General features: G+C 63.1%; 15 protein-coding genes. 11 read left to right on the forward strand and 4 right to left on the reverse strand.

Annotated features, from left to right (window positions below):
* Nucleotides 1-68: 68 nt before the first annotated feature.
* The 6 genes from ACPFL9_RS08480 to dnaE all read left to right on the forward strand — a co-directional run bounded on the left by ACPFL9_RS08480 (nucleotide 69) and on the right by dnaE (nucleotide 7,075).
* Entirely contained in the window at nucleotides 69-602 is a 534-nt protein-coding gene (locus ACPFL9_RS08480; RefSeq protein WP_426007002.1) for a cell division protein SepF, read from the forward strand.
* 105 nt (nucleotides 603-707) lie between these two features.
* Nucleotides 708-995: a YggT family protein gene (locus ACPFL9_RS08485; protein WP_426007003.1), complete on the forward strand. Its 288-nt coding sequence runs from the start codon at nucleotides 708-710 to the stop codon at nucleotides 993-995.
* 158 nt (nucleotides 996-1,153) lie between these two features.
* Nucleotides 1,154-1,852, forward strand: coding sequence for a DivIVA domain-containing protein (locus tag ACPFL9_RS08490; RefSeq protein ID WP_426007004.1), 699 nt, complete (start codon nucleotides 1,154-1,156; stop codon nucleotides 1,850-1,852).
* Between the two features lie 97 nt (nucleotides 1,853-1,949).
* On the forward strand, nucleotides 1,950-2,540 hold the full coding sequence (gene lspA / locus ACPFL9_RS08495; RefSeq protein ID WP_426007005.1) for a signal peptidase II: 591 nt from the start codon (nucleotides 1,950-1,952) through the stop codon (nucleotides 2,538-2,540).
* Nucleotides 2,533-3,459 carry an RluA family pseudouridine synthase gene (locus ACPFL9_RS08500; RefSeq protein ID WP_426007006.1) on the forward strand — a complete coding sequence of 309 codons (927 nt, stop codon included), beginning with the start codon at nucleotides 2,533-2,535 and terminating at the stop codon, nucleotides 3,457-3,459. The genes lspA and ACPFL9_RS08500 overlap by 8 nt, the downstream gene beginning before the upstream one ends.
* 58 nt (nucleotides 3,460-3,517) lie before the next feature.
* Nucleotides 3,518-7,075 carry a DNA polymerase III subunit alpha gene (dnaE, locus tag ACPFL9_RS08505; RefSeq protein ID WP_426007007.1) on the forward strand — a complete coding sequence of 1,186 codons (3,558 nt, stop codon included), beginning with the start codon at nucleotides 3,518-3,520 and terminating at the stop codon, nucleotides 7,073-7,075.
* A 34-nt stretch (nucleotides 7,076-7,109) separates the two neighbouring features.
* Here dnaE and ACPFL9_RS08510 read toward each other — a convergent pair whose 3' ends face one another.
* Nucleotides 7,110-7,610 (reverse strand): flavin reductase family protein, encoded by a 501-nt coding sequence (locus tag ACPFL9_RS08510; RefSeq protein ID WP_426007008.1) that lies wholly within the window; start codon nucleotides 7,608-7,610, stop codon nucleotides 7,110-7,112.
* A 115-nt stretch (nucleotides 7,611-7,725) separates the two neighbouring features.
* Here ACPFL9_RS08510 and ACPFL9_RS08515 point away from each other — a divergent pair, with 115 nt between their 5' ends.
* The 3 genes from ACPFL9_RS08515 (at nucleotide 7,726) to nrdR (ending at nucleotide 10,312) form a co-directional block, all read left to right on the forward strand.
* A complete protein-coding gene (locus ACPFL9_RS08515; RefSeq protein WP_426007009.1) occupies nucleotides 7,726-8,259 on the forward strand; it encodes a hypothetical protein in 534 nt (177 codons plus the stop codon).
* A gap of 4 nt (nucleotides 8,260-8,263) precedes the next feature.
* Nucleotides 8,264-9,628 carry a histidinol dehydrogenase gene (hisD, locus tag ACPFL9_RS08520; protein ID WP_426007010.1) on the forward strand — a complete coding sequence of 455 codons (1,365 nt, stop codon included), beginning with the start codon at nucleotides 8,264-8,266 and terminating at the stop codon, nucleotides 9,626-9,628.
* Nucleotides 9,629-9,808: 180 nt separating this feature from the next.
* A complete protein-coding gene (gene nrdR, locus ACPFL9_RS08525) occupies nucleotides 9,809-10,312 on the forward strand; it encodes a transcriptional regulator NrdR (RefSeq protein WP_426007011.1) in 504 nt (167 codons plus the stop codon).
* Between the two features lie 61 nt (nucleotides 10,313-10,373).
* Here the strand turns inward: nrdR and ppgK are convergent, their stop codons facing one another.
* Together ppgK and map are read right to left on the reverse strand one after the other, a co-directional pair.
* The gene (gene ppgK / locus ACPFL9_RS08530; RefSeq protein WP_426007013.1) at nucleotides 10,374-11,177 is read right to left on the reverse strand and encodes a polyphosphate--glucose phosphotransferase; all 804 of its coding nucleotides are present in this window, start codon (nucleotides 11,175-11,177) and stop codon (nucleotides 10,374-10,376) included.
* A 73-nt stretch (nucleotides 11,178-11,250) separates the two neighbouring features.
* Nucleotides 11,251-12,129 carry a type I methionyl aminopeptidase gene (map, locus tag ACPFL9_RS08535; RefSeq protein WP_426007015.1) on the reverse strand — a complete coding sequence of 293 codons (879 nt, stop codon included), beginning with the start codon at nucleotides 12,127-12,129 and terminating at the stop codon, nucleotides 11,251-11,253.
* Between the two features lie 105 nt (nucleotides 12,130-12,234).
* Here map and ACPFL9_RS08540 point away from each other — a divergent pair, with 105 nt between their 5' ends.
* Entirely contained in the window at nucleotides 12,235-12,399 is a 165-nt protein-coding gene (locus ACPFL9_RS08540) for an SPOR domain-containing protein (protein ID WP_426007017.1), read from the forward strand.
* Here ACPFL9_RS08540 and panB read toward each other — a convergent pair.
* Entirely contained in the window at nucleotides 12,396-13,301 is a 906-nt protein-coding gene (panB, locus tag ACPFL9_RS08545) for a 3-methyl-2-oxobutanoate hydroxymethyltransferase (protein ID WP_426007019.1), read from the reverse strand. The two genes, ACPFL9_RS08540 and panB, sit on opposite strands and share 4 nt — an antisense overlap.
* Nucleotides 13,302-13,489: 188 nt before the next feature.
* On the opposite strand from panB, the gene glnA reads away from it, so the two are divergent.
* The gene (gene glnA / locus ACPFL9_RS08550) at nucleotides 13,490-14,830 is read left to right on the forward strand and encodes a type I glutamate--ammonia ligase (RefSeq protein ID WP_426007021.1); all 1,341 of its coding nucleotides are present in this window, start codon (nucleotides 13,490-13,492) and stop codon (nucleotides 14,828-14,830) included.
* The last annotated feature ends 3 nt before the right edge of the window (nucleotides 14,831-14,833 follow it).

Raw genomic sequence — 14,833 nt, forward strand, 5'->3', positions numbered from 1 at the left:
GACGGGCCGGGGTTCCAACACGTCAAGTCATGGCGGCCCGCCTACTGCAGAAACGATAGGAGTGCACCATGGCTGGCGCTCTGCGCAAGACAATGATCTATCTTGGGCTCGCCGATGGCGATGATCACTACGAATCTGAGCAGGCTGTCGCCCACCAAGACGAAGAACGCCCCCAGACGCAGGAACGGGAAGAGCGCCGTGCGCCGGCACCCGTCCGGGAAGTTGTCCGTGAAATGCCCACAGTAGACGCCGAAGAGGAATACCGCGCTCCCGTGACACCCATCAAGCGTGCGGCGTCAAGCCGCGAAGACGCCTCCGGCCTGAGGCAGATCACCACCGTTCACCCCCGGTCCTACAATGACGCCAAGCTGATCGGCGAGAGCTTCCGCGACGGAATCCCGGTCATCATGAATGTCACGGACATGGGCGAGGCCGACGCCAAGCGACTGGTGGACTTCTCCGCCGGCCTGGTGTTTGGTCTCCACGGCAGCATCGAGCGCGTTACCAACAAAGTCTTCCTCCTGTCTCCCTCCTATGTGGAGGTCATCGGGGACGACAAGAAGGCCAGCGAGTCGCAGGCCAGCTTCTTCAACCAGAGCTGAAAAGATCTTTCACGGATGCCAGGCGGGCCAACCCGCCTGGCATCTGTGTTGCAATAGTAGGGACCGATCGGCATTCCGGAACAAGTGGGAGATCTGAGCTAACTCGTGGGCATTGTTTTCGGCCTTATCTATATTGTGTTGTTGCTGTTTTTCATTGCTCTGATCATCAGGCTGATCTTTGAATGGGTGCAGATGTTTGCCCGTCAGTGGCGTCCCCGTGGTGTGGCCTTGGTAACAGCCCACGTGGTCTACTCGGTCACAGATCCGCCCCTTCGGCGGCTAAGGCGTCTGATTCCGCCCCTGCAACTGGGTGGGATTTCGTTGGATCTGGGCTTCCTGATCCTCATCATTGCCGTCAGCATTGCCATGGCTGTGACCAACAGCCTGGCCTAGCTCCACCGTCGGAAACGGGACCATCCACGGGTCCCCGGACCGCAAATTCTCCAAATCAACACGATGGTGTTGAATTGGAGGAACCAGATGATATTTAGGTACCGTAGTTTTGAACGGCCGGAAGGCCTCCTGACTAACTAGACCAACGAGGTGACCAGATGGCTTTGACGCCAGAAGACGTTGTCAACAAGCGCTTTCAGCCGACCAAGTTCCGCGAAGGCTACGACCAGGACGAGGTAGACGACTTCCTCGATGAGATCGTGGTTGAACTGCGCCGCCTGAACCAGGAGAACGACGAACTTCGCAAGAAGCTCGGCGAAGCCGGTTCGGCAGTGCCTGCGGCAACGGCTGCGGCTCCGGTCGTCGAGAAGGTTCCCGCGCCCGTCAAGGTGGACAAGGAAGCAGAGGCCAAGGCTGAAGCCGAGGCCAAGGCTGCTGAGGCTGCCAAGAAGAAGGAAGCCGAGCAGGCTGCGGCTGCCGCCGCTGCTGCCAAGGCACCGGCCGCCAACAACGGCCACACCGCTTCTGCAGAGTCCGCTGCCGGTCTGCTGGCCATGGCGCAGCAGATGCACGACAAGCACGTGGCCGATGGTGCCCAGCAGAAGGAAAAGATCATCGCCGAGGCGCAGATCGAGGCATCCAGCCTGGTGAACGACGCCCAGGAGAAGTCCCGCAAGATCCTCGGCGCCCTGGAGCAGCAGCGCTCCGTCCTGGAACGCAAGGTCGAGCAGCTCCGCGGCTTCGAGCGTGACTACCGCTCCCGCCTCAAGGCCTACATCGAAGGCCAGCTGCGCGATCTTGACGCCCGTGGTTCCGTTGCCGCTCCCGAGGTGGGCGAAGCAACCGCGGACGTTTAGCAAGTATTCTGAAAGCCGGTGGCTGAGGACTCCTCGGCCACCGGCTTTTGTTGTTAATGCCCAGCAGCAGTCTTCAGGTTCCACGAATGAAAGCGCCATGACCGACGAACTTTCCGGCCACGAGCCACGGCCCGTCCCTCCAGCCCAACGAAAATGGCGCCCGGCCATGCTCTGGCTTTTTGCTGCCTTTGCTGTCTTTGCGTACACGTTCGACCAAGTGACCAAGCTGTGGGTGACGAGCACCATGACGGAGGGTGAACGGATCCCGGTTCTGCCACCGCTGCTGCACTGGTACTACATCCGTAACTCCGGTGCCGCCTTCTCCATCGGCGAGGACGTGACGTGGATCTTCACGATCGTCATGGCCACGGTGTCCATAGCGATCCTTTTCCAGCTGCGGAAGCTCGGCTCCGCCTGGTGGGCGCTGTCCCTTGGTCTGCTGTTGGGTGGCGCGCTGGGCAACCTGACCGACCGCCTGTTCCGTGAACCCTCCTTCGCCATGGGCCATGTGGTGGACTTCATCCAGTTGCCCAACTTCGCGATCTTCAATATCGCCGACTCCGCCGTCGTGTCCGGTGTGGTGATCATCTGCCTCCTGACGTTGCGCGGGGTCGGGATGGACGGCACCCGGCATGTTGCCGAACCAAAGACCGCGAAAGGCGCAACGGAGGAGCGTTCCGGTGAGTAACCGGGTAGTGGTGCCGGAGGACCTCGCCGGTTCCCGGGCGGATGCAGGGCTCGCCAAGCTGCTGGATATTTCCCGTTCGGCGGCGGCCCTGCTGATTGCCGGGGGACATGTCACCAGCGCTGGAGTTCCCCTGGGCAAGTCAGCAAAGCTCGTTTCCGGCTCTGTGCTGGATGTCACGGTTCCCGAGCGGCCGGATCCCTTGGAAGTCGTGGAGGAAGTTGTGGAAGGCCTTAAAATCCTGCTGGACGATGACGATTTCGTGGTCATCGACAAACCGGTGGGAGTGGCTGCACACCCTTCGCCAGGTTGGGTTGGTCCCACGGTGGTGGGCGGCCTTGCCGGTGCCGGTTACCGCATTTCCACCTCCGGCGCACCGGAGCGCGCAGGCATCGTGCACCGGCTCGACGTCGGGACGTCCGGGGTCATGGTGGTGGCCAAGACCGAGGATGCGTACACGGTCCTCAAGCGGGCTTTCAAGGAACGTACGGTGGACAAGGTCTACCATGCGGTGGTGCAGGGGCTCCCGGACCCCCTGGTTGGAACCATCGATGCTCCGATCGGCCGCCACCCCGGGCATGACTGGAAGTTTGCCGTCATCGAGGACGGGCGGCCCTCTGTGACCCACTACGAGGTCCTGGAGGCGTTCGGAAAAGCCACCCTGGTGGAGGTCCATCTGGAGACAGGCCGCACGCACCAGATCCGGGTTCATTTCTCGGCGCTCAGGCATCCCTGTGCCGGCGATCTCACGTATGGCGCGGATCCCCGCCTCGCTGCCAACCTGGGGCTCACCCGCCAATGGCTCCATGCCCGGCAGTTGGGCTTCAACCACCCGCGGACCGGTGATTGGGTGGAAGTCACAAGCGGGTATCCAGCCGACCTCCAGTACGCTCTTGACCTGCTGGCAAGCGGTACCGCCTAAGCTGGCCCGCGGCTTGCCGATCCACGGCGTCGTCCTGCCCGGACGGTAGACTGTCGTGGTGAGTTCCAGCAATGATTCGTTCGTCCATCTGCACACCCATACCGAATACTCCATGCTGGATGGAGCGGCCCGCCTGGGTGAACTCTTCGATGAGACTGAGCGCCTGGGCATGCCCGCTTTGGCCACGACGGACCACGGCTACCTTTTCGGCGCCTTCGACTTCTGGCGGAAGGCAACTGACAAAGGCATCAAACCCATCATCGGCGTAGAGGCGTACGTTACGCCGGGGACGGCACGCGGTGACAAGGAGCGTGTGCGCTGGGGTGATGAAAGCCAGCGCAAGGACGATGTCTCCGGCGGTGGTTCGTACACCCACATGACCCTGCTCAGTTACAACAACGTAGGCATGCGGAACCTGTTCCGGGCATCCTCCATTGCCTCGCTCGACTCGGTCTTCGGTAAATGGCCGCGGCTGGACCGGGAACTCCTCAACACCTACTCCGAGGGTCTTATCGCTACGACCGGCTGCCCATCAGGGGAGGTTCAGACCCGGCTGCGCCTGGGCCAATACCGCGAAGCGCTGGAAGCCGCGGCCGAGTTCCGGGACATATTCGGCGCGGAGAACTACTTTTGCGAGCTGATGGACCATGGGCTGGACATCGAGCGGCGCGTCACCGGCGACCTCCTGAGGCTCGCCAAGGATCTCAACCTTCCCCTCGTGGCCACGAACGACCTCCATTACACCCACGAGCACGATGCCAAAGCCCACGAGGCACTGTTGGCCATCCAGTCCGGGTCGACCCTCCTGGAGCCCACCTACGACCAAGGCGGTTCGCGGTTCGCCTTCTCCGGCAGCGGCTACTATCTGAAGTCGCCGCAGGAAATGCGGGAGCTCTTCAGGGACCACCCGGAAGCCTGTGACAACACATTGCTCATTGCCGAGCGCTGCGATGTGTCCTTCAATACTGACGCCAACTACATGCCCCGTTTCCCCTGCCCGCCCGGTGAGGACGAGACATCCTGGCTGGTCAAGGAAGTGGACAAGGGGCTGGCCTACCGGTATCCCCAGGGCGTCCCGGACACTGTCCGCAAGCAGGCGGACTACGAGCTCGAGGTCATTACCTCCATGGGCTTCCCGGGCTACTTCCTGGTCGTCGCCGACTTCATCAACTGGGCAAAGAACAACGGCATCCGGGTAGGGCCCGGCCGAGGCTCCGGTGCCGGTTCAATGGTTGCCTACGCCATGCGCATCACGGATCTTGATCCGCTGCAGCACGGCCTGATCTTCGAGCGCTTCCTCAACCCGGACCGTGTGTCCATGCCTGACTTCGACGTCGACTTCGATGATCGCAGGCGCTCGGAAGTCATTGACTACGTCACCAGGAAATATGGTGATGAGCGCGTGGCCATGATCGTGACGTACGGCACCATCAAGACCAAACAGGCGCTGAAAGACTCTTCCAGGGTGCTGGGCTACCCCTTCAGCATGGGGGAGCAGCTCACCAAGGCGCTGCCGCCTGCAGTGATGGCCAAGGACATTCCGTTGGCGGACATCCAGAACCCGGAGGCCAAGCGGTACAGCGAGGCCGGTGACTTCCGGCAACTGATCGCCACGGACCCGGAGGCTGCCAAAGTCTTCGAAACCGCGCTTGGCATCGAGGGGCTGAAGCGGCAGTGGGGTGTCCACGCGGCCGGCGTCATCATGTCCTCCGACCCCATCATCGACGTCATTCCGATCATGCGCCGGTTCCAGGACGGCCAGGTCATCACGCAGTTCGATTACCCCACGTCCGAGGGCCTGGGCCTGATCAAGATGGACTTCCTGGGGCTGCGGAACCTGACGATCATTTCCGACGCCCTGGAAAACGTCAAAATGAACCGCGGTATCGACATCGACCTTGAAAACCTTGCCCTGGATGACGCGGCGTCCTACGAACTCCTCGCCCGCGGAGACACCCTCGGCGTGTTCCAGCTGGACGGCGGACCCATGCGGTCGCTGCTCAAACTGATGAAGCCGGACAACTTCGAAGACATCTCCGCAGTGCTGGCGCTGTACCGTCCCGGCCCGATGGGCGCCAACGCGCACACGGACTATGCGCTGCGCAAGAACGGGATCCAGGACGTGGTCCCGATCCATCCCGAGCTTGCCGAGCCGCTGGAAGACATCCTCGGCGGGACGTTCGGCCTGATCGTGTACCAGGAACAGGTTATGGCCGTGGCCCAGAAGCTTGCGGGCTACTCGCTGGGCCAGGCAGATATTCTCCGCCGTGCCATGGGCAAGAAGAAGAAATCCGAGCTGGACAAGCAGTTCGCCGGCTTCTCCCAGGGCATGCAGGACAACGGCTACTCCATGGAAGCCGTCAAAACGCTGTGGGACATCCTGCTGCCGTTCTCCGATTACGCCTTCAACAAGGCGCACTCGGCAGCCTACGGCGTGATCTCCTATTGGACGGCCTATTTGAAGGCACACTATGCGCCCGAGTACATGGCCGCGCTGCTGACGTCGGTAGGCGATGATAAGGACAAGTCAGCCATCTACCTCAATGAATGCCGACGCATGGGCATCACGGTGCTTCCGCCGGACGTCAATGAATCCTCCCTGAACTTCACGCCTGTGGGCGACGACATCCGCTTCGGCATGGGTGCCATCCGGAACGTGGGCGTTAACGTCGTGGAGGCCATGGTCTCCGCCCGGCAGACCGAAGGCGCGTACACCTCATTCAAGGACTTCCTGATGAAGGTTCCGGCGATCGTGTGCAACAAACGCACCATTGAATCCCTCATCAAGGCCGGAGCCTTCGATTCGCTGGGCCACCACCGCCGTGCACTGGCCATGATCCATGAAGAAGCCATCGACTCCGTCATCACGCTGAAGCGGAACGAGGCCATCGGCCAGTTCGACCTCTTCGCCGGGTTTGAGGACCAGGAGCCCGAGGCCTCGCTGAGCACCGAGATCCCGGACCTCCCCGAGTGGGAGAAGAAGGACAAACTCTCGTTTGAACGCGACATGCTGGGTTTGTATGTGTCCGACCACCCGCTGCAAGGACTCGAGGGCGTCCTGAGCCAGCATGCGGAACAGTCCATTACCTCGATCATCGCCGAGGATGGACCGCACGACGGCGCGATCGTCACCATTGCGGGCATGATCACCTCGTTGAGCCGAAGGATCGCCAAGGCAAGCGGCAACGCCTATGCGCGGGCCGAGATCGAGGATCTGGGCGGCTCGATGGAGGTCATGTTCTTCGGACAGGTCTACGGACCCATAGCCTCGGTCCTGGCCGAGGACCTCATTGTGGTGGTCAAGGGCCGTCTGCAGCGCAGGGATGACGGCGCCGTGACGCTGAACTGCATGGAGCTGTCCGTTCCCGACCTGAGCGAAAGCGTCAACGGACCTGTGGTGATCACCATTCCGACGTTCAAGGCCACCGAAGCCGTGGTCACGGATCTGCGTGATGTGCTCCGGACCCACCGCGGGAACTCCGAGGTCCGGCTCAAGCTCATGGGTGACACGAAGATGGAGATCATGGCTCTGCCCGTGCACATGCGCGTCAACCCCAGCCCCTCACTCTTTGGCGACCTGAAGGTCCTGCTGGGCCCGGCCTGCCTGGACCACTAGCGACCGGGCGGTACACCGGCCAGCCCCCGTGTGGTCAGATCTCGTAGTCCAGGGGCGCGGGCTGGCTGTAGGCGCCGCTGTGGTACAGCAGGGGAGCGGCAACGCCTCCAACCTGGCCACCCACCACTTCAACCACCACCACGGCGTTGTTCTCGAACGATAGCCGCATCTGGATTTTGCCCACCAGCCACCCGGCCACATCCTTCAGGATGGGGACGCCGTGCGGCCCTGGCTCCCAGTGGTCGCCGTCGAAGCGGTCCCGCGTGCGGGCGAACCGGTCGGCCAGGGCCTGGTTCTCCGACCCCAGCATGTGGACCCCGATGTACTGGGCATTGGCCACTGCGGGCCAGGAGCTGGAGCTTCGCGCCATGTTGAAAGTGAAGCGTGGCGGTTCCGCGGAGAGCGACGCGACGGATGTGGCGGTGAAGCCGAAGGGGTGGCCGTCATGGTTGGCCGTGATGATGGCCACCCCGGCAGCATGGCGGCGGAACATTTCCCTGAACGTCTGCTGGAAACCGGGTGTTTCGCTGTCCACGGGTGACCTCCTGGGCGTGGGGCGGCAATCGCGCGTCTTTCAACCAGCGTATGCCTCGAAGGGACGTCGCTGCGCATTTTCCCTTGGGCACGTAAACCTTTGTTAATGTGGGGTGATGACCGAGTCCGTAGCCCCCGCTGCCCACACCTTCGATTCCAAACAGCGGTGGGGAAGGCTTCGCTCCAAGGACATGTTGTGGCTCGTGGTCCAAGCCGCGGCAGGAGTCATGGCAGGCTTGCTGTGGTGGGTTCTTGCCCCGGGTGGACTGAATCTGGTGTCCGGAAACCCTGACCTGGGCAACCCATCGAATCCCGACTCCTGGCTGCCCCGGGATCTGGTCCTGGCCGGCCTCATGTTGGTGGCCGGGTGTGCAGCCGGACTCACCCTGGATGGAAAGCTGGAAGGCCAAGGCGCAGGACGACGGTTTGGATTTGCGGTGGCCGGTGGTGCCGCCGGTGCGGTGCTTGCATGGTTGACGGGGCTGCTGGCCGCCGTGGTGTGGGGCGTCGCTCCAGACCCTGCCCTCGGAGCCGAGTACGGGTTCACGCTCAGGTCGTACGCCGTTCTTCCCTTGTGGCCCGGTGCCGTGGCCTTCGTGACGTTCGTCCTGGCGTTGTTCGGGGTTCTTACGGGTAAACCCGTAAAATAGCGGCGTGACTCTTTCTTCGGACACTTCCGTTCCTGCCGCATCGTCCCTGGATTTCCGCAGCATCGATTTCCGTGGACGCCACCTTTCGCTGGCCGAACTGCGCGCCGCAGTTCCCCGGGCGAAGCATCAAACGATGGCGGATGCCGAAAGCAAGGTCCTGGACATCATCGCCGATGTCCGCAACCGCGGCTTCGCAGCCCTCACCGACCTCGCCAGGAAGTTCGACGGCGTTGACCAGTCGCACCCGCGGGTCCCCGCAGAGGCACTCGCCGAAGCCCTGGCCGGGATCGATCCGGAGGTGCGGGCAGCGTTGGAGGAGTCCATCAAGCGTGCCCGGCAGTTTGCTGAACGCCAGCGCCCTGCGAATGTTGAGGTGCCGCTGGCAGACGGGGCCGCCGTCAGCCAGAATTGGATTCCCGTGGGCCGGGTCGGCCTGTATGTCCCTGGCGGTTTGGCGCCGCTGGCATCCTCGGTCATCATGAACGTCGTTCCGGCCGTGGCTGCCGGCGTTGAGTCGATTGCGCTGGCGTCCCCGCCGCAGAAGGAATGGGGTGGCCTGCCGCACCCGACGATCCTGGCCGCTGCAGCCCTGCTGGGAATCGACGAGGTTTACGCTATCGGCGGTGCCCAGGCGATTGTCTCGTTCGCCTACGGCGTTCCCGGGTCACAGGACGGGCTTCGCATCGAGCCGGTTGATGTGGTCACCGGCCCGGGGAACATCTTTGTGGCAACGGCTAAGCGATTGGTCAAGGGCGTGGTGGGCATCGACTCGGAGGCCGGGACCACCGAAATCGCCATTCTTGCCGATTCCACAGCCAAGCCCGCTCTGGTGGCGGCAGACCTGATCAGCCAGGCGGAGCACGATCCCAAGGCGGCCTCCGTCCTGGTGACGGACTCCGGGGACCTGGCGGACGCCGTCGTGGATGAACTCCGGCGGCAGGCAGCGGCCACCAGGCACAGCGCGCGTGTCTTCGAAGCGCTGTCGGGTCCGCAATCGGGTGTTGTCCTGGTTGATGACCTGGAACAGGGAATCGCCGTGTGCAATGCCTACGCGGCAGAACACCTGGAGATCATGACCGCGGACGCCGCGGCGGTGGCCGCACGCATCCGCAATGCCGGCGCCATTTTTGTCGGCGACTACAGCCCGGTGAGCCTGGGCGACTACTGCGCCGGTTCCAACCATGTGCTGCCCACGAGTGGCACGGCCGCTTTTTCTTCCGGCCTCAACGTCACAACCTTCCTGCGGGCGGTACAGGTCATCAACTACGACCGCGCTGCGCTGGAGGAGGTCAGCGGCCACATCGTGAGTTTGGCCGGGGCTGAGGACCTGCCGGGACACGGTGAGGCCGTGAGGATCCGCTTCGCCTAGGCGATCACCTGGTGTAACCACTACATATGCGGGTAGCCACCACTACATGTAGTAGTTACACGCTTGTCATTAGCTGGATACCAACCGTAAACTGGTGCCGGAAGTAAAAATCCGGCACCTTTTGCGTTCGTGGACCCCAGCGGGTGCGGACACACCGGAACAGTTTCAGGGAGGCCCAGCGTGTATTGTCCGTTTTGCCGGAATCCTGACTCACGCGTGGTGGACAGCCGGATGGCCGACGACGGTTCTTCCATCAGGCGCCGCCGCCAATGTCCCGAATGTGGTCGCCGCTTCACCACCGTGGAAACCACCAGCCTCTCCGTGATCAAACGCTCAGGGGTGGGGGAGCCCTTCAGCCGCATCAAGGTCATCAGCGGAGTCCGGAAGGCATGCCAGGGGCGCCCGGTCACCGAGGACGATCTCGCCATGCTGGCGCAGGAAGTCGAGGAGAATATCCGCTCCTCCGGGGCAGCCGAAATCGACGCCCATGAGGTAGGACTCGCGATCCTTGGCCCGCTGCGCAAGTTGGACGAGGTTGCCTACCTGCGTTTCGCCAGTGTCTATCAGGCCTTTGAGTCACTGGAGGACTTCGAGTCGGCCATTGCGCTGCTGCGCCAGGAAGCCGGCGCGCAGGCCACAGCCGGGGCCAAGGAAGCCAAGGGCTCCGAGAGAAGCCAGCTCTAGCCTGGTGGCGGCAGCGGAGGGGAAGCCGCGGCCGCCACCGTCAAATCAGCGGCTGTGTCCCTTACTTGGCGAGGTTGTGATGCAGCGCCACTTCCAGTGCGGCGCCCACAATGCCCGCGTCGTTCTTGAGCTTGGCGGTGACAATGGGTGACCGCAGCTGCAAGTGCGGGAAATACTCGTCGGAGCGCTTGGAGATTCCCCCTCCGATGATGAACAGCTCGGGGGAAAACAGGAACTCAACGTGCTGCAGGTAGCGGTTGAGGAGGACTCCGTACTCATCCCAGCTCAGGCCATCACGTTCACGGGCCACTGCTGAGGCCTTGGTCTCGGCATCGAATCCGTCAATCTCCAGGTGGCCGAGTTCGGCGTTGGGAACCAGTTGGCCATTGAAGATGAAGGCAGAACCGATGCCGGTTCCCAACGTGATGACCAGCACGGTGCCGTCGACGCCTTCCCCGGCGCCGTAGCGGGCCTCGGCGAGGCCGGCGGCATCGGCGTCGTTGATGACCTCGACGGGCCGGCCCAGCCGCTCGGTGAACTTCTTGTCGATGTTCGTTGCCAGCCATGATTTGTCGACATTGGCTGCAGAGTTGACCACGCCGTGCTGGATGATACCCGGGAACGTCACACCCACGGGCGAGTCGGCGGCCGGGGCCTCAGGGCGGAGGGAGAGTTCCTCCACGATCTGGGCCACCACGTCCGCTACGGCTTCCGGAGTGGCCGGCTGGGGCGTGGGGACGCGGAAGCGGTCGCCGATCAGCTTGCCCTTTTTCAGGTCGACAATGCCGCCCTTGATGCCGGTGCCGCCGATGTCGATGCCGATCAGCGGGGCGTTCTTGTGGGTCTTCTCATCCTTTTTGGACAATGCAGTTTTCCGTTCATGGCAGGAGGGGTGAACATGGCGCAGCTTTGCAGCTGCGGTGGACCTTCCGAAGAGTTCAGGGAAGGGTCAGGATTTCCGCGCCGGTCTCGGTGACCAGCAAGGTGTGTTCGAATTGGGCCGTTCGTTTGTGGTCCCTGGTGACGACCGTCCAGTCGTCCTCCCACATGTCCCATTCGATGGTGCCAAGGGTCAGCATGGGTTCGATGGTGAAGACCATGCCTGCCTCGATCACGGTGTTGTACGCCGGGGCTGCGTCGTAATGCGGAATGATGAGGCCGGTATGGAAGGCCTCGCCGACACCGTGTCCCGTGAAATCCCGTACCACGCCGTAGCCGAAGCGTTTGGCGTAGGACTGGATGGCACGGCCGATGACGTTGATCTCGCGGCCCGGGGCCACGGCCTTGATGGCCCGGTTGAGCGACTCCTGCGTACGCTCAACCAGAAGACGGGACTCTTCATCCACGTCGCCCACCAGGAAAGTGTAGTTGGTGTCTCCGTGCACCCCGCCGATGAAGGCGGTGATGTCGATGTTCAGGATGTCGCCGTCCTGGATCACCGTGGAGTCGGGGATGCCGTGGCAAATGACCTCGTTCAAGGACGAGCACAGGGATTTGGGGAAACCCCTGTAGCCGAGAGTGGAGGGATAGGCGTTGTGGTCCAGGAGGAACTCGTGGCCGATCCGGTCCAGATGGTCCGTGGTAACACCGGGTTGGATGTGTTGTCCGACCTCCACGATGGCCTGGGCAGCAATACGGGAGGCCACACGGATCTTCTCGATGGTCTCCGGCGACTTGACCTCGGAGCCGGTGAATTTGGCAGGCGCCTTCTTGCCCACGTACTCAGGGCGGGGGATCGACGCCGGTACCGGCCGCTGCGGGCTGATGGTTCCGGGCGTGAGCGTGCCGATGGGTGCAGTTGAAGCAAGAGAAGGCATAGATTGATCATATAAGGCACTCAAGAGACGCAAGTAACAATGCGGGCCGGCCGTTGCGTGGCTCCGCGAACGTTACGGGCCGGCCCCGAAGACCGAGGAGGAGACGTGACGGAGTACTGGTACAACGTCAGGACGCACGAGATCGAAGAGGACGCGATGTCGGACTGGTCCCAGTTGATTGGCCCGTACAAAACCAGGGAGGAAGCCGAACATGCCCTGGAGAAGGTCCGGCAGCGCAATGAGGCCTGGGAAGCCCAGGACGACGACTAGAAGGAGTGCTCCGGACCAGGGAACTGCCCGGAGCGCACATCTTCACGGTAGGCTGCGGCAGCGTCGGTCAACGTGGTCCGGAGATCGGCGTACTGCTTGACGAACCTGGCCATCTTTCCGCCGCGCAATCCCGCCATGTCCTGCCATACCAGCACCTGGCCCGTTGTCCCCCTGCCGGCCCCGATGCCCACGGTCGGGACGCGGAGCGCTGCGTCAACGGCCGCCGCCGTCTCCGCCGGAACCATTTCCATCAACACACTGAAAGCGCCGGCTTCCTGGAGGGCGAGGGCATCATCGATGAGCCGCTGCGCGTCGTCACCGCGGCCCTGGACACGGTAGCCGCCCAGGGAGTGTTCGCTTTGCGGAGTGAAGCCGATGTGCGCCATGACAGGGATGCCGGCCTGGACCATCGCCTTGACAGTCCCGGCGTAGTAGGCGCTGCCTTCGATTTTCACGGCATGGGCAAGGCCTTCCTTGAGGAACCGCACGCCGCTGGCGACCGCCTGCTGGGGCGAGACTTCATAACTGCCGAACGGCAGGTCGGCCACGATCAGTGATCTTCTGGCTGACCGGCTGACCGCGCGGCACAGCGGGAGGAGTTCGTCCACGGTGACAGGAAGGCTTGTCTCGTTGCCAAAGACGTTGTTGGAGGCGGAGTCGCCCACCAGGAGGACTTCTATTCCTGCCTGGTCGAAGATTTCGGCCGTGTACTGTTCGTAGGCGGTGAGCATGGCAAAGCGTGTTCCGTTGTCTTTGGCCTGCTGGAGGTGGTGGATACGGACCCGACCGCCCGGCTTGGCGCCCCCGGCCGCAGGTGCCGGCGTGGCAGGAGAAGGGCCCGTGCCGTACGGTGCGGAAACCTCGGCGGGCGTGCTGGACTCAGGAAAGTTGCTCGGGGCCATGGATAGAGCCTAAGCCGTGCCGCGGACCGCTGCCAGCAGTGTGCCAGGCGTCACTGTTTGTAAACGCTGTGTTACGCGGCCCTCCTGCGGCGGCATTCCACGGGAATGCTTAGTAGAGTGAAGGCTGAGCTGCCGCGGCTTTCGGAGAAGGGACCTGCGGCGTGGACACCAACCGGAAATGAGGCCCCATGGACCGCCAGCAAGAGTTCGTTCTGCGGACGATCGAAGAGCGCGACGTGCGCTTCGTGCGCTTGTGGTTCACCGACGTCGTGGGGTCGCTGAAGTCCGTGGCACTGGCGCCGGCCGAAGTCGAAGGGGCCTTTGAGGAAGGCCTGGGCTTTGACGGTTCCGCAATCGAGGGCCTGGCCCGTGTCTTCGAGTCCGATATGCTTGCGCAGCCGGATCCGTCCACCTTCCAGATCCTGCCGTGGCGCGGTGAAACGGAGCAGACCTCACGGATGTTCTGCGATGTGCTGACTCCTGACGGTGAACCGTCTGCTGCCGACCCGCGCAATGTCCTCAAGAGGACCCTTGCCAAGGCCGCAGACATGGGCTTTACCTGCTACACCCACCCTGAGATCGAGTTCTACCTGCTCAAGTCCAAGGATCTGGGCCCCGACGGTGCTCCCGTTCCGGTGGATGAGGGCGGGTACTTCGATCACGTCCCTGGCGGCGTGGCCCAGGACTTCCGCCGTACGGCCGTTACCATGCTCGAATCCGTGGGCATCTCCGTGGAGTTCAGCCACCATGAGGGTGGACCGGGCCAGAACGAGATCGACCTCCGTTACGCCGATGCCCTGCAGACGGCGGACAACATCATGACGTTCCGCACCGTTATCAAGGAAGTCGCCCTGCAGCAGGGGACGTACGCCACCTTCATGCCCAAGCCGTTTACGGACCACCCGGGCTCGGGCATGCACACGCACTTTTCCCTTTTCGAAGGCGACACCAATGCCTTCTTCGAAGCCGGTGCTGAATTCCAGCTGTCCAAGACCGCCCGCCAGTTCATTGCCGGCATCCTCCGGCACGCCCCGGAATTCACGGCCGTGACCAACCAGTTCGTGAACTCGTACAAGCGGCTGTGGGGCGGCGGCGAGGCTCCGAGCTACCTGAGCTGGGGGCACAACAACCGCTCTGCCCTGGTGCGGGTGCCGCTGTACAAGCCCGGCAAGGGCCAGTCGGCGAGGATCGAATACCGGGGCATCGACTCCGCCACCAACCCGTACCTGGCCTATGCCGTCCTCCTGGGCGCCGGCTTGAAGGGCATCGAGGAAGGCTACGATCTCCCGGCGGCTGCGGAGGACGACGTCTGGTCGCTGACCACCGCGGAGCGCAAGGCCATGGGCCACGCCCCGCTGCCTGCGAGCCTGCACGACGCCATCCGTGCCATGGAGGAGTCCGACCTCGTGGCGGAGATCCTGGGTGAGCAGGTCTTCGAGCACTTCCTGCGCAACAAGCGTGCGGAGTGGCAGGATTACCGTCTCCAGGTCACGCCTTACGAGCTGCAGCGCAACCTCGGCATCCTGTAGGGG

It is taken from the genome of Paenarthrobacter sp. NyZ202, from assembly GCF_049860755.1.
GTDB lineage: Bacteria > Actinomycetota > Actinomycetes > Actinomycetales > Micrococcaceae > Arthrobacter.

Excerpts from the sequence above, each read along its gene's own strand:
- ACPFL9_RS08480 (WP_426007002.1), top strand. The coding sequence starts at position 69 with ATGGCTGGCGCTCTGCGCAAGACAATGATCTATCTTGGGCTCGCCGAT.
- ACPFL9_RS08490 (WP_426007004.1), top strand. The coding sequence starts at position 1,154 with ATGGCTTTGACGCCAGAAGACGTTGTCAACAAGCGCTTTCAGCCGACC.
- lspA (WP_426007005.1), top strand. The coding sequence starts at position 1,950 with ATGACCGACGAACTTTCCGGCCACGAGCCACGGCCCGTCCCTCCAGCC.
- ACPFL9_RS08515 (WP_426007009.1), top strand. The coding sequence starts at position 7,726 with ATGACCGAGTCCGTAGCCCCCGCTGCCCACACCTTCGATTCCAAACAG.
- map (WP_426007015.1), bottom strand. The coding sequence starts at position 12,129 with ATGCCTTCTCTTGCTTCAACTGCACCCATCGGCACGCTCACGCCCGGA.
- panB (WP_426007019.1), bottom strand. The coding sequence starts at position 13,301 with ATGGCCCCGAGCAACTTTCCTGAGTCCAGCACGCCCGCCGAGGTTTCC.
- glnA (WP_426007021.1), top strand. The coding sequence starts at position 13,490 with ATGGACCGCCAGCAAGAGTTCGTTCTGCGGACGATCGAAGAGCGCGAC.